The following is a 14,378-nucleotide window of genomic DNA, read 5'->3' as shown; positions in this document are numbered from 1 at the left end:
TCTACGAAGCTTATCGCGGCGCCTGCCAGCGGCCTTCCATGATGTCCCGAATCTCGCGCATGCGGCCCACGTAAGCGTCGCCGATGCAGCGGTTGTCCGGACAGCGGTCTCGATAGGACAGGAAGCGGTCGCGTGTCCGACGAAGAGTTGCCTGCTGCTCCGGCGAAGCAGCGCTCATCGACCGCACATATTGCGCCGCCATGTTGCGATCGAGCGCCGCCAAGCCCGCATCCGAACAGACGGCCTTTTCACCGCGCGTGCGAGCTGCGCCGCAGTTAAAGCTGGGCCTCGCAACCGCCGGCCGGTCGGGTGCCTGCGGCGTTGCAGGTGCCTGCGGTTCGACGACCGGGTTGGGCTCTACAGGGGCGACCACATTCGCTTCAGGCGCGACAGTCGGCGTTTGCGGTGCCGGTTGAGCTGTGCGGGCGAGAGTCGCGAGCGGAGCTATCACCGCGTCCGCGTTACGCAGTAGCACGACGGTTCCAGTGCCGTCAGCCGCTGGCTGCAAGGTATAGTCAACATCGGACATCAACGTCCGGCGCCCGCCGACCACCGCCACGCCGGGTGGCAGATCAAGGGCAAGCGACCCCGAGCAATTGACTGCGCGAGTGTCGCTATTCTCGCTCTCGAGCACTGGGTTTTCCATGCGCACGACGGCGTAGGCGGACAATTTGTCATAGGCCGCCTGATCACTGCCCCGCATTTGCGCGGCGCGGCGGAACAGTTCGCGCTTGATCAAATCGTATGTGGCCTTGCTCGCACAGCGTTTCTCGGCGCTGGCCGCTTGCGGCCCAGCGACCTGGGACCCCTTCAGCTTGTCCTGATCCGGGTTCCGATTGCTGGCGTAATAAGCGAGGAGCAGCACCAGCCCGGTGACACCGGCGAGAAGCACCAAGAGATGGGGATTGAGGCGTCGCATTGGCGGAGAAACGTCTGGCCGCCGCTGCGGCTCCGTCATTGAAGACGCCCCTCGTTCAGCCTAACGACGCGGTCCATCCGCGCCGCAAGCCGCTCATTGTGCGTAGCGACGAGGGCGGCGCTGCCCTCCTTGCGGACCATGTTCAGAAATTCGGCGAAAACGATGTCGGCCGTTTGCTCGTCGAGGTTGCCGGTCGGCTCGTCGGCGAGGATGAGCGGCGGTTTGTTGGCGAGCGCGCGAGCGACAGCGACGCGCTGCTGTTCACCACCGGAAAGCTTGGCTGGCTTGTGGTCGAGGCGCTGGCCGAGACCGAGGACCGTCAGCAATTGCTCTGCCCGCTCCTGCGCGGCCTTCGGCTCCGTGCCGAACACGAGTTGCGGCAGGATGACGTTTTCGCGCGCGTTGAATTCCGGGAGCAAATGGTGGAACTGGTAGATGAAGCCGAGCAACTCCCGCCGCAGACGCGTGCGGCCTTCGTCGTCGAGGTTTGACGCTTCCTCGCCCTGGAGGCGGATCGAGCCCTCAAAGCCGCCTTCGAGCAGGCCGACTGCCTGGAGCAGAGTCGATTTTCCTGACCCCGAGGGTCCGAGCAAAGCCACGATCTCGCCGGGCGCAATCGACAGGTCGACCCCACGCAGAACGTCGATCGTGACTTCGCCTTGCGTGAAACTGCGGCGCAAGTCCTTCGTGGCGAGGACCGCCTCACTCATAGCGGAGCACCTGCACAGGATCAGTGCTTGCCGCCTTGTAGGCCGGGTAGACGGTCGCGAGGAACGAGAGGATCAGCGCGATCACGATGATCGCGGTAACTTCGAACGGGTCGGGCTTGGCAGGAAGGTCGGTAAGGAACCGGACTGACGGATCCCACAGGTTTTGGCCCGTGAGCTTCTGGATCGCCTCCACCACGCCCTGGCGGAAGTAGAGGAAGATGGCGCCAATAATGATGCCAAGGACGATCCCCAGCGAGCCGATCGTCACACCAACGGTCATGAAAACCTTCATCATCCCGCGCCGGCTGGCGCCCATCGTCCGCAGGATCGCAATGTCGCGGGTCTTCGCGCGAACTAGCATGATCAGCGACGACAGGATGTTGAACACGGCGACGAGCACGATCAGCGAAAGCACCACGAACATCGCAACGCGCTCGACCTCCAGCGCTTCAAACAGGGCCGAGTTCATCTGGCGCCAATCTACGACGTTGGCCCTGCCCTGGACGGCCTTGCGGAGCGGATCGAGGATCTGCTGAACCTTGTCCGGGCTCGTCGTTTGCACCTCGATCATCCCGACCTGGTCGCCCATCAGGAGGAGTTCCTGCGCGTCCTTGATCGGGAGGACTACGAACGCCTTGTCATAATCGTAGACGCCGATCTCGAAGATCGCGCCGACGGTGTAGGTCACTTCGCGCGGAACCGTCCCGACCACGGTCGAGCGCCCGTCCGGGTTCCACAACGTAATCTGGCCGCCCGGGTAGAGCCCGAGCGTTTCGGCAAGGCGTGAACCCACGGCGACGCGATTGCTGCCCGGCGTGACGGTGCGAAGATCACCCGCCACCACGTGCGCGTTCAGCGTATTGTTCGAGCGCAGGTCCTCGGGACGCATGCCGCGAACGATGACACCTTCGAAGCGGCCGTTCGCCGTGCCCATGAGCGGCTGCTCGATCATCGGAATGGCGGAGGTGACGCCCGGCGTTTTTCTCGCTTGGTCGGCGATCTGCTGCCAGTTGGACAGCCGTCCATCATAACCCTGAATCACCGCGTGGCCGTTCAGCCCAACGATCTTGTCGAACAGCTCCGCTCGGAAGCCGTTCATCACGCTCATCACGATGATCAGCGCCGCGACGCCGAGAGCCACAGCGATCAAGCTGATGGTGGCGACCAGGAAGATGAAGCCTTCGCCCTTGTCGGGAAGAAGGTAACGGCGAGCGAGCATCCGCTCGGCGCGATTGAGGATCATGCGCCCACTAACCGCGAAAGCGCGGATTCGATGCTTAGCTCGTGCTTTTCGCCCGTCGAACGCTTCTTGAGCTCGACCGAGCCGGTGGCAATTCCGCGCGGTCCGACGATGAGCTGCCATGGCAAGCCGATGAGATCCATCGACGCCAACTTGGCGCCACCACGCTCGTCGCGGTCGTCGTAGAGAGTCTCGACGCCAGCCCCCAGCAGGTGGCCGTAAAGCATCTCTGCCGCCTCGCGGCTGGGCTGATCGTCAGCGCGCATGGTGACCAAGCCGACGCGCCACGGCGCAACGCCTTCCGGCCAGATGATACCGGCGTCGTCGTGGCTCGCCTCGATGATGGCGCCGACGAGGCGCGAGACGCCGATGCCGTAGCTCCCCATCAGTGGAGTGACTTCGTGCCCGTCGCGCCCCGAGACCTTGAGGTCCATTGCTGCGGAATATTTGTCGCCGAAGTAGAAGATGTGCCCCACTTCGATGCCACGACCGGTTCGCCGGTTCGCTTCCTTGACCTTGCCCCACTGCTTCTCGTCGTGGGTCTCGTCAGTCGCGGCGTAGGTGTCGCTGACCTGCTTGAAGAGCCGCTGCAGGTCGCGCTCGTCGCCATAGTCGATATCCGACTGATGCCAGTCGAAACCTTCGTAGGCGGCATCGTAGAACACCTCGCTCTCGCCGTTCGGCGCGAGGACGATGAATTCGTGACTAAGGTCGCCGCCGATGGGCCCGGACGCGGCCTTCATCGGCACTGCCTGGATGCCGAGCCGCTGGAACGTCCGCAGGTAAGCCAGCATCTGCGTGTAGTAGGACATCCGCGCGCCGGCCTCGTCGATGTCGAAGCTGTAGGCGTCCTTCATCAAGAACTCTCGCCCGCGCATGACACCGAACCGGGGCCGCACCTCGTCACGGAATTTCCACTGGATGTGATAAAGCGTGCGCGGAAGGTCGCGGTAGCTGCGGGTCTCGGCGCGGAAGATCGAGGTAATCATTTCCTCGTTGGTCGGACCGTAGAGCATATCGCGATCATGCCGGTCCCGGATCCGCAGCATCTCAGGCCCGTAAGCGTCGTAACGTCCGCTCTCGCGCCACAGTTCGGCCGACTGAAGCGTCGGCATCAGCATCTCGATCGCGCCCGAACGGTCTTGCTCGTCGCGAACGATTTGCTCGATGTTTCGCAGCACCCGATACCCGAGCGGCAGCCAGGCGTAGATGCCGGCGGCTGTCTGACGAACAAGGCCGGCGCGCAGCATCAGCTTGTGACTGACGATCTGGGCGTCGGCGGGGCTCTCCTTGAGCACGGGAAGAAAGGCACGTGACCAGCGCATGGGCCCGCGCTCTACGGGGAGCGGCTTTAGCTGGCAACTACGGCTGCTGTGGCAGGACCGACACAGGCCTTGCCAAAAAGCAACCTCCGTCAATTTACCGCCGTGACAGCGTCAAGGGGCAGGCCTACCAAACACTTCGACCGAACGAACAGGCCCTTGGGTCGTGGGTTCGGGGTTGCGGTTAGGCGACTGGGGACGCTGGACCGCGACAAACATCCAAGGGGGCTGACGAGCAATCGTCACGCAGGGCGCCCGGATCGCTAGACGATCCGGGCGTTTGCGTTTGATGCTGCCGCACAGTTACACCGCTACAATGTTCTGGGGCTCGGACAGGCGGCAAACCGATCCTCGCTCACCGGTTCAACCTCCCAAGGAAAACGCGGGCCTGTTCCTGCTGGCAGCTGTCGTAGCGATCGCCATTTGGGCATTTCAGCAGGTCAGAGTGCAGGACACTTCGTCTCGGTCCAGCCATTCCGCTGCCGGGCGGTCGTTAGCTCCGTCCGAACCAAATCGGTCGCAGGTCGAACAATCGGCAGCTAACGTAAACTCATCGCCAAATAGACTCACCGGCTTGTTCAGCGGAGACGATTATCCTGCGGACGCCCTAGATGCGAATGCGCAAGGGACGGTACGCGTCCGCCTCGATATCGATCGCCAGGGCCGCGTCAGCCGCTGCTCGGTAGTGGAGAGCAGCGGTCACGCTTCGCTCGACCAAGCCACTTGCAACATAATCCAAACACGGGCGCGCTTCGCACCGGCACTCGACGTGGACGGAAGGCCGAGTGTCAGCACCTATACCCAGTCGGTGAAATGGGCGATCGCCGACTGAGGGTGACGATTGGTTTGCCCAACTTTCTGCAAGCGTCGTTTTGATGTAGGAATGACTTCCTTGGTCATGCCTTTCGGGCGTGAACAAGCGCACTGATCAGCGAAGGAGGAAGCCAATGCGTTGGCGTTTGATACTCGCGCTGTTCCTGATGACCTCGGCCATCGGACCCGTGTCCGCGCAGAACGACCGCGGCGAGTTGCGGACGGAGACGCAACAGCGGATCGCAAGCCGCGAATCTTCAGTGGATTTGCTCTGGAACCTCGTTGGATTGCTCGGGCTCATTGGGCTCATCGGGCTGCTGCCGCAGCATGAGGAAGACAGTTATCACCCGTCATCCTTCGACGAATGATGATCCGATAAAGGAGGAACGCTGATGCGCCTCGTATATTCCCTGCCCTTCGCCGCCGCGCTGCTCGCCGCAACGCCAGCCATGGCCCAAGACAACAACGTCGCGACAAACAATGCTGCGGCAACCCAGGCCGTGGATGCCAATGCGGTGCCGCCGCAAGCGGTGCCGGAACCTACGGCGCAGCCCGCCGATATGGCTGCACCTGAACCGACCAAATCCCGTGGTCTTCCGTGGGGAGCGATTGGCCTCATTGGCCTTGTCGGTCTACTCGGTGCCAGGAAGGCCAAGGGCTGACTCTCGACCTGTCTTCGGGGCGTTCCCGGCTCGGTCGCTAGGAACTTCCGGAGCATGTGATGAGTGACCACGAAAAGCGGCAATCGACGAAGCTTGTCGAAGGGGGCCGCCGCAAGGAATGGCTTGGGCGCCTCGTCAATCCGCCGGTCGAGCGCGCATCCACAATCCTGTTCGATAGCGTCGCTGAGCTGAGCAGCGGGCAACCGGGCCTGGGCGAATATCGCTACGGATTGCAGGGAACGGCAACGCATTGGGCCCTTTCCGAAGCCCTCACCGAACTTGAGCCGGGCGCCGCAGGGACAGCTCTTTTCTCCTCGGGGCTGGCGGCGATTACCGCGTCGCTACAATCGGTGCTTTCCGCGGGTGACGAGCTGCTCGTCACCGACAGCGTTTACGGACCCACCCGCAAGTTTTGCGATGCGATCCTCAAGCGCTTCGGGGTGAATACGCGATATTATGACCCGCTGATTGGCAGCCGCATCGCCGAGCTCATCGGCGCCAAGACCAAAGCCATCCTTCTCGAGAGCCCGGGCTCGCTGACGATGGAAATCCAGGATGTACCGGCGATTTGTTCGGTGGCGCGTGATCGAGGTGTCGTCACCTTGCTCGACAACACCTGGGCGACGCCCCTGTTCTTCCCTGCAATCGCGGCCGGCGTGGACATCACCATCCTCGCCGCCACCAAATATGTCGGCGGACATGCGGACGTGATGATCGGCACGGCTACGGCGACTGAGGAGCATTTCCAGCGCCTGCAGCGAACGAGTTGGGACCTTGGTCATGCGGTGTCACCCGACGATGCATGGCTCGCATCTCGTGGGCTAAGGACGATGGCGATCCGCCTCAAGCAGCACCAAACGTCCGCGCTAAAGATCGCCAGATGGCTTCAACAGCAGCGACAAGTGGGCGCGGTGCTTCACCCCGCCCTTCCCGATTGTCCCGGTCACGAAATTTGGGCACGCGATTTCAAAGGCGCGTCGGGGCTGTTCGCATTCCAGCTCAACGGAGATCCCGCCGCATTCATCGATCGACTGAAGTTGTTCGGCATTGGTTATAGTTGGGGCGGCTATGAGAGTCTTGCGCTGCCAGTGCGCGCAAACCGGACCGCAACTAAAACGCCTGCGGAACGACTGGTTCGGCTCCACATTGGCCTGGAAGATCCGCATGACCTGATTGAGGACCTCGAGCGAAGCCTCGCGAGTGTCGATTAGGCAACAGTAATAAAATCGTAGGGTCCGAGTTGTAGCTGAACCGCCGAAGCGTGTTGTTTTTGCGGACCAAATGATCAGCCGTGAAAATGAGTTGATCGTACGTTGCGTGGCTCAAGGAGTGATTCGAATGTTCAGCGCCAGGAACAAATTCATTGCCGCCGCCGTCGTCGCGGCCCTCGTTTCAAGCTCCGCAGCCACCGCAGCGACGCCCGCTCCGGTCGCCGTGGCTGCGCCAGCTGCGCAATCCTCGTGGATGGCGCTCAGCATGCTCACCCCGTCAGGAGCCATCGGCCTCGGCGGGGCGGCCGCCGCTCAGGCGGCGAGCGACAATCCGCCTCCGCCGCCCCCGCCTGAGGGCTACGCGCGCGGTGGTGGCTTCCCGCCGCTGCCAGTTATTGCGATCCTGCTAGCCGACGTGGCGCTCGCGATCTACATCGCGACCAAGCACCACAGCGGTCACGTCGTCCTTCCGACGACGCCGAACAGCCCAGCTTAATCACACCTTTTTGATTTTGACGTCGGGCGGTCGCGCTTCAGCGCGGCTGCCTTGGCGCATGTCCAAATGAAAAGGCGGGCCCAGCGACGTACGGCTTGGCCGGAGGAAGCTTCACGGTGACGCTCGGTGCCCTCGCCTGATCAGAACCGTCGCAGCCGACAAGCGCCATCAATGATACGCACAAGACTAGCCGGCCCACCGCCAATTCCCCCAGTTCAGCAGCGAAGGGGTACGTGGCGCGCCCTAACGGAGTGTTAGCGTTGCGCCGTGTTGCGGCGCTTTTCCTGCCAACGGCTCTAAGGACATTCCCCTATCGCGCGTGCGACCGCTTTTGAGGCCTAATGCTCGTCTCTGATGTGCGGAAGGATCAGTTGTATGTTTTACAAGATGCTTCGCCCGATGGCGGCCGCCGCGATCGTCCTGTCGGCCATAACGCTCGGCGGCTGCATGACCGCTACGCCTTACCAACCCTACATACCTGAAGGCGGGCCAGGCACGCACGGCGGATATTCAGAACAACAGCTCGCGCCCGATCGGTTCATTGTGCGCTTCCACGGTAACGAAATGGCGTCGCGCGAGCGCGTCGAAGGTTACCTGCTCTATCGCGCGGCTGAGGTGACGTTGCAGCACGGGTACGACTGGTTCGTTCCGGTCACTCGGCACACAGAGCATGACGTACAAACCTATGTGCAGCCTGATCCCTTCTACAGTCCCTGGTACGGTTACCCTTACTGGCGTCCCTATTGGGGTTATTACCGGGGCGGCTATGGCTGGAACTATTGGGACCCGTGGATGGGTGGGCCGTTCTGGTACGGTGGAGCGAATGTGCAGACGGTCGAGGCCTTCGAGGCGACTGCCGAGATTACCACACACAAGGGACCAGTCCCCACCAGCCAGCCGAGTGCGATCGACGCGCGGGCCGTTATGGCCAAGCTTGGCCCGACGATCGAGCTGCCCAAGCCGCGGTAAGTGTGTCAGTCTGCCATGGCAAAGCCTCGCCGAAAACCTACCGCATTCGTCGTGATCGGAATGGCTCTTGGACAGGCCATTCTTGCGCTCGCACTATCGTTCAGTGCGAGCCTCGCCACGGTACGGAGCTGGGAGGATGCTCGATGGCGCATCCAGCTGCCATTATGGTTCGCCATTGTGCCGCTGCTGGCTGGGCTGGGACTGATACTTCACGTGCGGCTATGTCGGCACGTGGACCGGGAGTGCCCTTGGGTCGGACTAGCCTGGATCCTTCTAGGGCTGAATCTCATCGCACTGATTTTCTTCACGTTTTCGGGGACTTGAACGACATTTCGTCGACCTTGCAGCGCCATGGCCGACGAACTCTGATGCGTGACGGTCCCAATCCTTCGCGGTGCAGATTGCGACCGCATTAAATATCCTTCACTTTCCTGGTCTTGAAATCGGCGGTTCAGCTTTCTCAGATAAATTGTGGAAGTCAGATCAAAGAGGAGGACGCCTCATGCGTAGTGCATATGCGATTGTCCTGGCAGGTCTGGGCGCCGCTGCAATTGCCAGCGCCGCCGTCGCCGCGAGCCGGGACACCCACACCATGAACGTGCAGCTTCCCGACGGCTCGACTGCTCGGGTCAAATATGTCGGTGATGTGGCGCCGAAGGTCACGGTAGTGCCGGCCCGCGTGACGCCGTTCGGCCTGTTCGACCGCAGCATGTTCGACATTCAGCGCCAGATCGACGCGATGATGCAAGAGGTCGCTGCCGTGACGCAGATGCCGGCTACTCTCGCCGGAGCGCCGGAGTTGAACGTAGCGGCTTTTGGCAATGCCCCCGAAGGTAGCAGCATCACCGTTGTGTCGGAGAGCAACGGCTCCAAGACCTGCGTGCGCACAACCGAGGTGACTGGCCAGGGCACTGGCAAGCCGCCGAAGGTGGTGACCAAGGTCAGTGGTGACTGCGGTCCCGAGCCCGCCAAGCCGACAGCCTAGCGTATCTTCATTCGAAGCGGCCTCGCAGTAAAAGGTCGCTGTCGTGAGGTGGCGCGGACGGACGGATTGGACACTCGGCGTTGCTAGCGAAAACCTCGTCTTTTGCCATCAGTCAATCAAGCTTCGTCGTGAAGTCAGCGCGATAGTGCATCGAAGACCATCTTCCTCGAACTTCAAACTCGCCCTCATGGCCGCTCGCGCCAAGAGCCTGGACCCAAACCCCTTCGTCAATGGAGCAGTTATCGCCGGTCCATCATGCTCTTCCCACTCAAGCAAAAGCTGTTTGTTGTGTGGCGCCCATTCAATCGAAACCCATCCTTCCGGGGCACTTAGCGCTCCATATTTGACCGCGTTCGTGCAGAGTTCGTGAAGGGCGATGCTCAGCGACACGACCTGTTGATCCGGGAGTGCCAATGGCTCTCCGCTTACTTCAAACCGGCCGGTCTTGTCGTCGAACGGCGCAATGGCTGTCCTGACGACCTCAGCGATAGACGCCGTCGGCTCTTTGACATGTTCATTGAGGAGGTTGTGCGCGTTGGCCAAGGCCGAGAGCCGGCCTTCGAACTTGCCTACTTCGGGGTTTCCATGCGTAAACGTCTGGCTGGCAATCGACTGTACGATTGCCATCGCGTTTTTCAGTCGATGGGACATTTCGCGCGCAAACAACCGCTGGTGATCGGCTTCCTGCAGCGCGAGTTTGAGCGCGACCCGTTGCCGCTTGATTTCGCTTAGCCGATAAAGCTGCGACGTCGCGAGAATGACGGATGCGATCGAGAAGAAACCCAGTAGCGAATAGCCGTCGCGACCGTCGATCTCCCACGAGCCGCCGGGACTCAGGATATAATACCAAGTCAGCATTCCGCCCGCGATCATAGTCACGAGTCCGCTGACAAACCCGGCGGCGACGGTGACCAGGCAAAGCCGATTATCAGCAAAAAGGACGGGAGAACCTCCGACGGCAGGTCGATCGCCATGCGGATCCGCACCGCACTTACCGCTACTATCAAGCCGACGAAGATCTCGAGCAGCGTTCGAACCACACGAGACTTAGCTGAGCGTTTCGGCTCGCTCTTAGAGTGGTCTTCCGTGTCCTCCAACCTCTCGCTCCGCTTCGTATCGGAATGGACACCCGGTAGATGACGCGAGAATGTATCCTCTCGAAGGTTCACGCATCCGGACATGCTGCAGTCGATACGGGGAGGCAATTAGCCTAAATTGCCCACAATGCTGAACGAGATTGCGCCCTACGTAGGATTGGAAACTTGGCCGCTGAAAGGTGCTATCTTTCGAGGCCGAGAACCGCTTCCCCGACATTCAGTTCAGAAAACGGGAAAATTGAGTATTGTGGAATGGTAGCGGAGGAGGGACTTGAACCCCCGACACGCGGATTATGATTCCGCTGCTCTAACCAGCTGAGCTACTCCGCCCCAAAAAGGCAAGGCGCCCGTATCACAGGCGCCAGAGGGGCGCGATATAGGTGCGTGAACTTGGACGGTCAACGCGGAGGAACCGCTTACGGCTGCTCTCGTTAAGCCGCTGTTGGAGAGAGACATAGATGGACCCGCTGACCCCCCTCGAAACGCTGTGCCGGATCATCCTGCGCGCACGTGAATATGAAGCGCAGACCGCTAGCGATTACGATCGCAATGAAGACCCGGACAATGTCGACGACGAGCAGGAAGGCGCCCTCTCCGTCCTCGAAGACGACATCAATTCGAGTGTCGAGGAAGAGCTTCAGGCCGCGTTCGAGGACCTCGGCGAAGACCAGCTCGCGGAGGTGATCGCTTTCGCATGGGTCGGTCAGGGCACCTATGATGCCAGCGATTGGGATGAGGCCATGGAGGAAGCGCAGTCACTGGTTTCCGACGGCACCGCCGGCGCGATCGAAGAATTGATGGAGCAGCCGATGCTCGCTTCGGTTCTTGAATCCGGCCTGGCGGCATTCGACCTCAGCTGCTCGGGGATCGGGGAAATGAGCTGAGTCCCTCAGCGACCCCTGAACTTGTAGATTGCCAGCTTTTCCCATGGGCCGCCGAGATATCGATGCAGGCCCAATCCCGAAATGCGGAGCGCGCGAGAGCGAAAGTCTGCGGCGAGCGTGTCCAACAAATCCCGTGCGACCTTTGGCGTTACTTTGTTCTGGATGGTGACATGCGGTCGCCATCCGCCAGCGTCTTGGGCGCTGAGCAAGCCGTGGAAGGTCTCGGCCAGCTCACGCCGGACAGCGTCCAGCTCTTGTGACGAGATCCGATAAGCGACGCCGCCACCAAGATTCATCAACCCCTCGATGCTTGCTCGCGGCGGTGCGGCACTCGCAAGCTGCGCGAGGCGACTGCGCACTTCCGCTTCCGCTGTGGGCGGCAATGCGTGGAACATGGTGAGGTGTGCAGCGAGATGGTTTCGCTCAGGCGGAAAGTGTGCCTGCCGCAATCGGTCAAGCCAAGCTTGGTCCTCCCCTGCCAGCTCAGCCGTGATGATCAGCGGCCCGGCCATTGGTCCCGCGAAAGCTGCTCAAGCGATTCAAAGTGACGGCTGTCCATTTCGGTCTGCACCCTTTCGCCTGAGACATGGGCATTTTCCCAAGGCAAGCGGCGCAGCGTCTCCCCTACCCCGGCCACACCCCCCTGCGACACCACGATGTAGCTCAGACGCCCACTCCCGCAGCCGGCCATCGCATCGATGCATGTTCCAATCTCGTCGCCACGGCATTCGACGGGCGCACGCGAGAGCAGCGAGACCGGAAAGAGCGCTTCGCCGGGTGTGCCTTCACTCGCCTGCGACGCGGCCTTGGCACCTTCTTCCACGCTCGACTGGCGCCCGAGCCAGCGCCAGATGCCGAAGATGTTGAGAACGGTCAGCACGATGTTCGTCCAGGCAAGCGCCGGCTGCCCTGTGTGCAGCCCGGTCCAGAGCCAGCAAAGCGATCCAAGTAGGAATACCGCAAATCCGTAACCCGTTATGCGCGGCCCAAGGTTCGCTGCCGTCATCGATGCGGCAATGATGGTCGCTATCGTCGCAACCCACGAGATTGTATCTGCCATGGCTGCGCCAATGCGCGGCGCACGACGAAGGTTCAGATTTCGACCTGGCTTCCAAGCTCCACCACCCGATTGGTGGGAAGCTTAAAGAACTCCATCGCGCTTTCCGCATTGCGAAGCATCCAGGCGAACAGCTTCTCTCGCCATACAGCCATGCCTGGTCGTCTCGCCGACGGGATCAATGTCTGCCGTGCGAGGAAAAAGCTGGTGTCCATCATCTTGCACGCTGGGCCGCAACGATCGACGCGGGCCAGTTCGGACGGCACGTTCACCTCTTCCATGAAGCCGTAATGCAGCACGACGCGGTGGAAGCCCGAGCCATAGTCCATGGTCTCCCCGCGCTTCTCTTCAGACACGTAAGGAACGTCCTGGATCTTCACGGTCAGAAGGATGATCCGCTCGTGAAGCACCTTGTTGTGCTTGAGGTTGTGGAGAAGCGCATGGGGCACGCCGCTAGCAGAGCTGGTCATGAACACTGCGGTGCCAGGCACACGCGCGGCGCTCGCGGCAGCGGATTTGATGAACACCTCGATGGGAAGGCTGGCTTCGTCCATGCGGTTGATCATCAGCTGACGGCCCTTCGCCCACGTCGTCAGGAACGTGAAGGCGATGCCGCCGACCAACAGCGGGAACCAGCCGCCCGCCGGGACCTTCAGCAGGTTCGCCGACAGGTAAGAGAAATCGACGACGAAGAAGAGCGTGAGCAGCCCGCCAACGGCGAACCGGTTCCAGTTCCACATCTGGCGGAGCACCACGGCGATCAATATGGTGTCGATCAACATCGCACCTGTCACCGCAATTCCGTAAGCCGCCCCCAGGTTGGACGACGAACGGAACGTCACGACAAGCAGCGTGACCATAATCATCAGCGCCCAATTGATGCTGGGGATGTAGATCTGGCCAGCGGCGCTTTCGCTTGTGTGCGCAATCTTCAGCCGCGGCACGAATCCGAGCTGGATCGCCTGCTGGGTCACCGAATAAGCGCCCGAAATGACGGCCTGGCTGGCGATCACTGCCGCTGCCGTTGCCAATAGGACGAGCGGGAGCCGAAGCGCATCGGGCGCAAGATAGAAGAATGGATCCTTGACCTTGGACAACGCGGTGGCGGGATCAGCCGAGAGGATCATCGCGCCCTGCCCCATGTAATTGAGAAGCAGTGCCGGGAGCACGAAGTAGACCCAGGAGATACGGATCGGCTTACGGCCAAAGTGCCCCATGTCCGCATAGAGCGCTTCCGCGCCGGTCACCGCCAGCACGACCGATCCAAGTGCGACAAATGCGCGCAGGAAATCCGCCGCGAAGAACTCAACAATGTGGATCGGATTGAACATCGCAAGGATGACTGCTGGGTCGTCCATGACGTGCATGGCGCCCAGGACAGCCAGCGTCGCGAAATAGAGCAGCATGACGGGCCCGAAGAGCAGGCCAACCTTCGCCGTCCCCCTCGCCTGAATGGCGAACAGTCCGACGAGGATGACGACGGAGATCGGCACAACATAGGGCGCGAAACCCTGATTGACGGTCTCAAGGCCCTCCACGGCGGACAAGACGGACATCGCCGGCGTGATCATGGAATCGCCGTAGAAGAGCGCCGTTGCGAAGACGCCGAGCATGATGATCCCGCTCGTCCACTTCTTCTTCCCGCCCAACGTGCGGTTGATGAGCGCGAGCAGGGCTAGGCTTCCGCCTTCCCCCTTATTGTCGGCGCGCATGATGATCGTGACATATTTCAGCGTCACGATGATCATCATTGAATAGAAGATCAGGCTCAGCACACCGTAGATGTGCAGCCTATCGGGGATCAGGGTGTGATGGCCCGCAAACGTCTCGCGGAAGGCGTAGATCGGCGACGTGCCGATATCGCCATAGACGATGCCGATGGCGCCGACGACGAGCTTGTACAGTGGGCCCTGGGCATGACCATGGGCACTGTTTTGCGGCGCGTCGGCTACGGCGCCTCCAGTTGCGGTGATGTTCATGGGTGAAAAATCGAACTCGAAAAGACGCGCAATG

Annotated in this window: 16 protein-coding genes and 1 tRNA gene; 8 read left to right on the top strand and 9 right to left on the bottom strand. The window is 61.3% G+C overall.

Annotation, left to right across the window (positions count from 1 at the left end; genetic code table 11):
* Positions 1–10: 10 nt before the first annotated feature.
* Genes ABD704_RS01720 through proS form a run of 4 tightly spaced genes read right to left on the bottom strand, consistent with a single transcriptional unit; the run spans position 11 to position 4,194 of the window.
* A complete protein-coding gene (locus tag ABD704_RS01720; RefSeq protein WP_344697968.1) occupies positions 11–958 on the bottom strand; it encodes a lysozyme inhibitor LprI family protein in 948 nt (315 codons plus the stop codon).
* Positions 955–1,629 (bottom strand): ABC transporter ATP-binding protein, encoded by a 675-nt coding sequence (locus ABD704_RS01715; RefSeq protein WP_344697967.1) that lies wholly within the window; start codon positions 1,627–1,629, stop codon positions 955–957. Before ABD704_RS01715 ends, ABD704_RS01720 begins: the two co-directional genes overlap by 4 nt.
* A complete protein-coding gene (locus ABD704_RS01710) occupies positions 1,622–2,872 on the bottom strand; it encodes a lipoprotein-releasing ABC transporter permease subunit (protein ID WP_344697966.1) in 1,251 nt (416 codons plus the stop codon). The genes ABD704_RS01715 and ABD704_RS01710 overlap by 8 nt, the downstream gene beginning before the upstream one ends.
* Positions 2,869–4,194, bottom strand: a complete 1,326-nt coding sequence (gene proS / locus ABD704_RS01705; protein ID WP_344697965.1) for a proline--tRNA ligase — start codon at positions 4,192–4,194, stop codon at positions 2,869–2,871. The genes ABD704_RS01710 and proS overlap by 4 nt, the downstream gene beginning before the upstream one ends.
* A gap of 571 nt (positions 4,195–4,765) precedes the next feature.
* Here proS and ABD704_RS01700 point away from each other — a divergent pair.
* The 7 genes from ABD704_RS01700 to ABD704_RS01670 all read left to right on the top strand — a co-directional run bounded on the left by ABD704_RS01700 (position 4,766) and on the right by ABD704_RS01670 (position 9,327).
* On the top strand, positions 4,766–5,023 hold the full coding sequence (locus ABD704_RS01700; protein WP_344697964.1) for an energy transducer TonB: 258 nt from the start codon (positions 4,766–4,768) through the stop codon (positions 5,021–5,023).
* Between the two features lie 115 nt (positions 5,024–5,138).
* The gene (locus tag ABD704_RS01695; RefSeq protein WP_344697963.1) at positions 5,139–5,372 is read left to right on the top strand and encodes a WGxxGxxG family protein; all 234 of its coding nucleotides are present in this window, start codon (positions 5,139–5,141) and stop codon (positions 5,370–5,372) included.
* Between the two features lie 24 nt (positions 5,373–5,396).
* A complete protein-coding gene (locus ABD704_RS01690) occupies positions 5,397–5,666 on the top strand; it encodes a hypothetical protein (RefSeq protein WP_344697962.1) in 270 nt (89 codons plus the stop codon).
* Between the two features lie 59 nt (positions 5,667–5,725).
* A complete protein-coding gene (metC, locus tag ABD704_RS01685) occupies positions 5,726–6,877 on the top strand; it encodes a cystathionine beta-lyase (RefSeq protein ID WP_344697961.1) in 1,152 nt (383 codons plus the stop codon).
* A 127-nt stretch (positions 6,878–7,004) separates the two neighbouring features.
* Complete coding sequence (locus ABD704_RS01680) at positions 7,005–7,373, top strand: hypothetical protein (RefSeq protein ID WP_344697960.1); 369 nt, start codon at positions 7,005–7,007, stop codon at positions 7,371–7,373.
* 375 nt (positions 7,374–7,748) lie between these two features.
* Positions 7,749–8,342, top strand: coding sequence for a CC0125/CC1285 family lipoprotein (locus tag ABD704_RS01675; RefSeq protein WP_344697959.1), 594 nt, complete (start codon positions 7,749–7,751; stop codon positions 8,340–8,342).
* Positions 8,343–8,844: 502 nt separating this feature from the next.
* Entirely contained in the window at positions 8,845–9,327 is a 483-nt protein-coding gene (locus ABD704_RS01670) for a hypothetical protein (RefSeq protein ID WP_344697958.1), read from the top strand.
* A 108-nt stretch (positions 9,328–9,435) separates the two neighbouring features.
* Here the strand turns inward: ABD704_RS01670 and ABD704_RS01665 are convergent, their stop codons facing one another.
* Together ABD704_RS01665 and ABD704_RS01660 are read right to left on the bottom strand one after the other, a co-directional pair.
* Positions 9,436–10,200, bottom strand: coding sequence for a sensor histidine kinase (locus tag ABD704_RS01665; RefSeq protein ID WP_344700454.1), 765 nt, complete (start codon positions 10,198–10,200; stop codon positions 9,436–9,438).
* Positions 10,201–10,677: 477 nt separating this feature from the next.
* A tRNA-Met gene (locus tag ABD704_RS01660) sits at positions 10,678–10,754 on the bottom strand.
* 128 nt (positions 10,755–10,882) lie between these two features.
* Between ABD704_RS01660 and ABD704_RS01655 the strand changes: the two genes are divergently transcribed.
* Complete coding sequence (locus ABD704_RS01655; protein WP_344697957.1) at positions 10,883–11,308, top strand: DUF3775 domain-containing protein; 426 nt, start codon at positions 10,883–10,885, stop codon at positions 11,306–11,308.
* Positions 11,309–11,313: 5 nt separating this feature from the next.
* On the opposite strand, the gene ABD704_RS01650 is transcribed toward ABD704_RS01655, so the two are convergent.
* Genes ABD704_RS01650 through ABD704_RS01640 form a run of 3 tightly spaced genes read right to left on the bottom strand, consistent with a single transcriptional unit; the run spans position 11,314 to position 14,338 of the window.
* Complete coding sequence (locus tag ABD704_RS01650) at positions 11,314–11,820, bottom strand: 2'-5' RNA ligase family protein (protein WP_344697956.1); 507 nt, start codon at positions 11,818–11,820, stop codon at positions 11,314–11,316.
* Positions 11,805–12,368 (bottom strand): PRC-barrel domain containing protein, encoded by a 564-nt coding sequence (locus tag ABD704_RS01645; protein WP_344697955.1) that lies wholly within the window; start codon positions 12,366–12,368, stop codon positions 11,805–11,807. Before ABD704_RS01645 ends, ABD704_RS01650 begins: the two co-directional genes overlap by 16 nt.
* 32 nt (positions 12,369–12,400) lie before the next feature.
* A complete protein-coding gene (locus tag ABD704_RS01640) occupies positions 12,401–14,338 on the bottom strand; it encodes a potassium transporter Kup (protein ID WP_344700453.1) in 1,938 nt (645 codons plus the stop codon).
* Positions 14,339–14,378: the final 40 nt, after the last annotated feature.

This window comes from Sphingomonas limnosediminicola (assembly GCF_039537965.1).
Lineage (GTDB): Bacteria > Pseudomonadota > Alphaproteobacteria > Sphingomonadales > Sphingomonadaceae > Sphingomicrobium > Sphingomicrobium limnosediminicola.
Note: the sequence above shows the minus strand (reverse complement) of the source record. Positions and strands in the feature narration are given on the sequence as shown.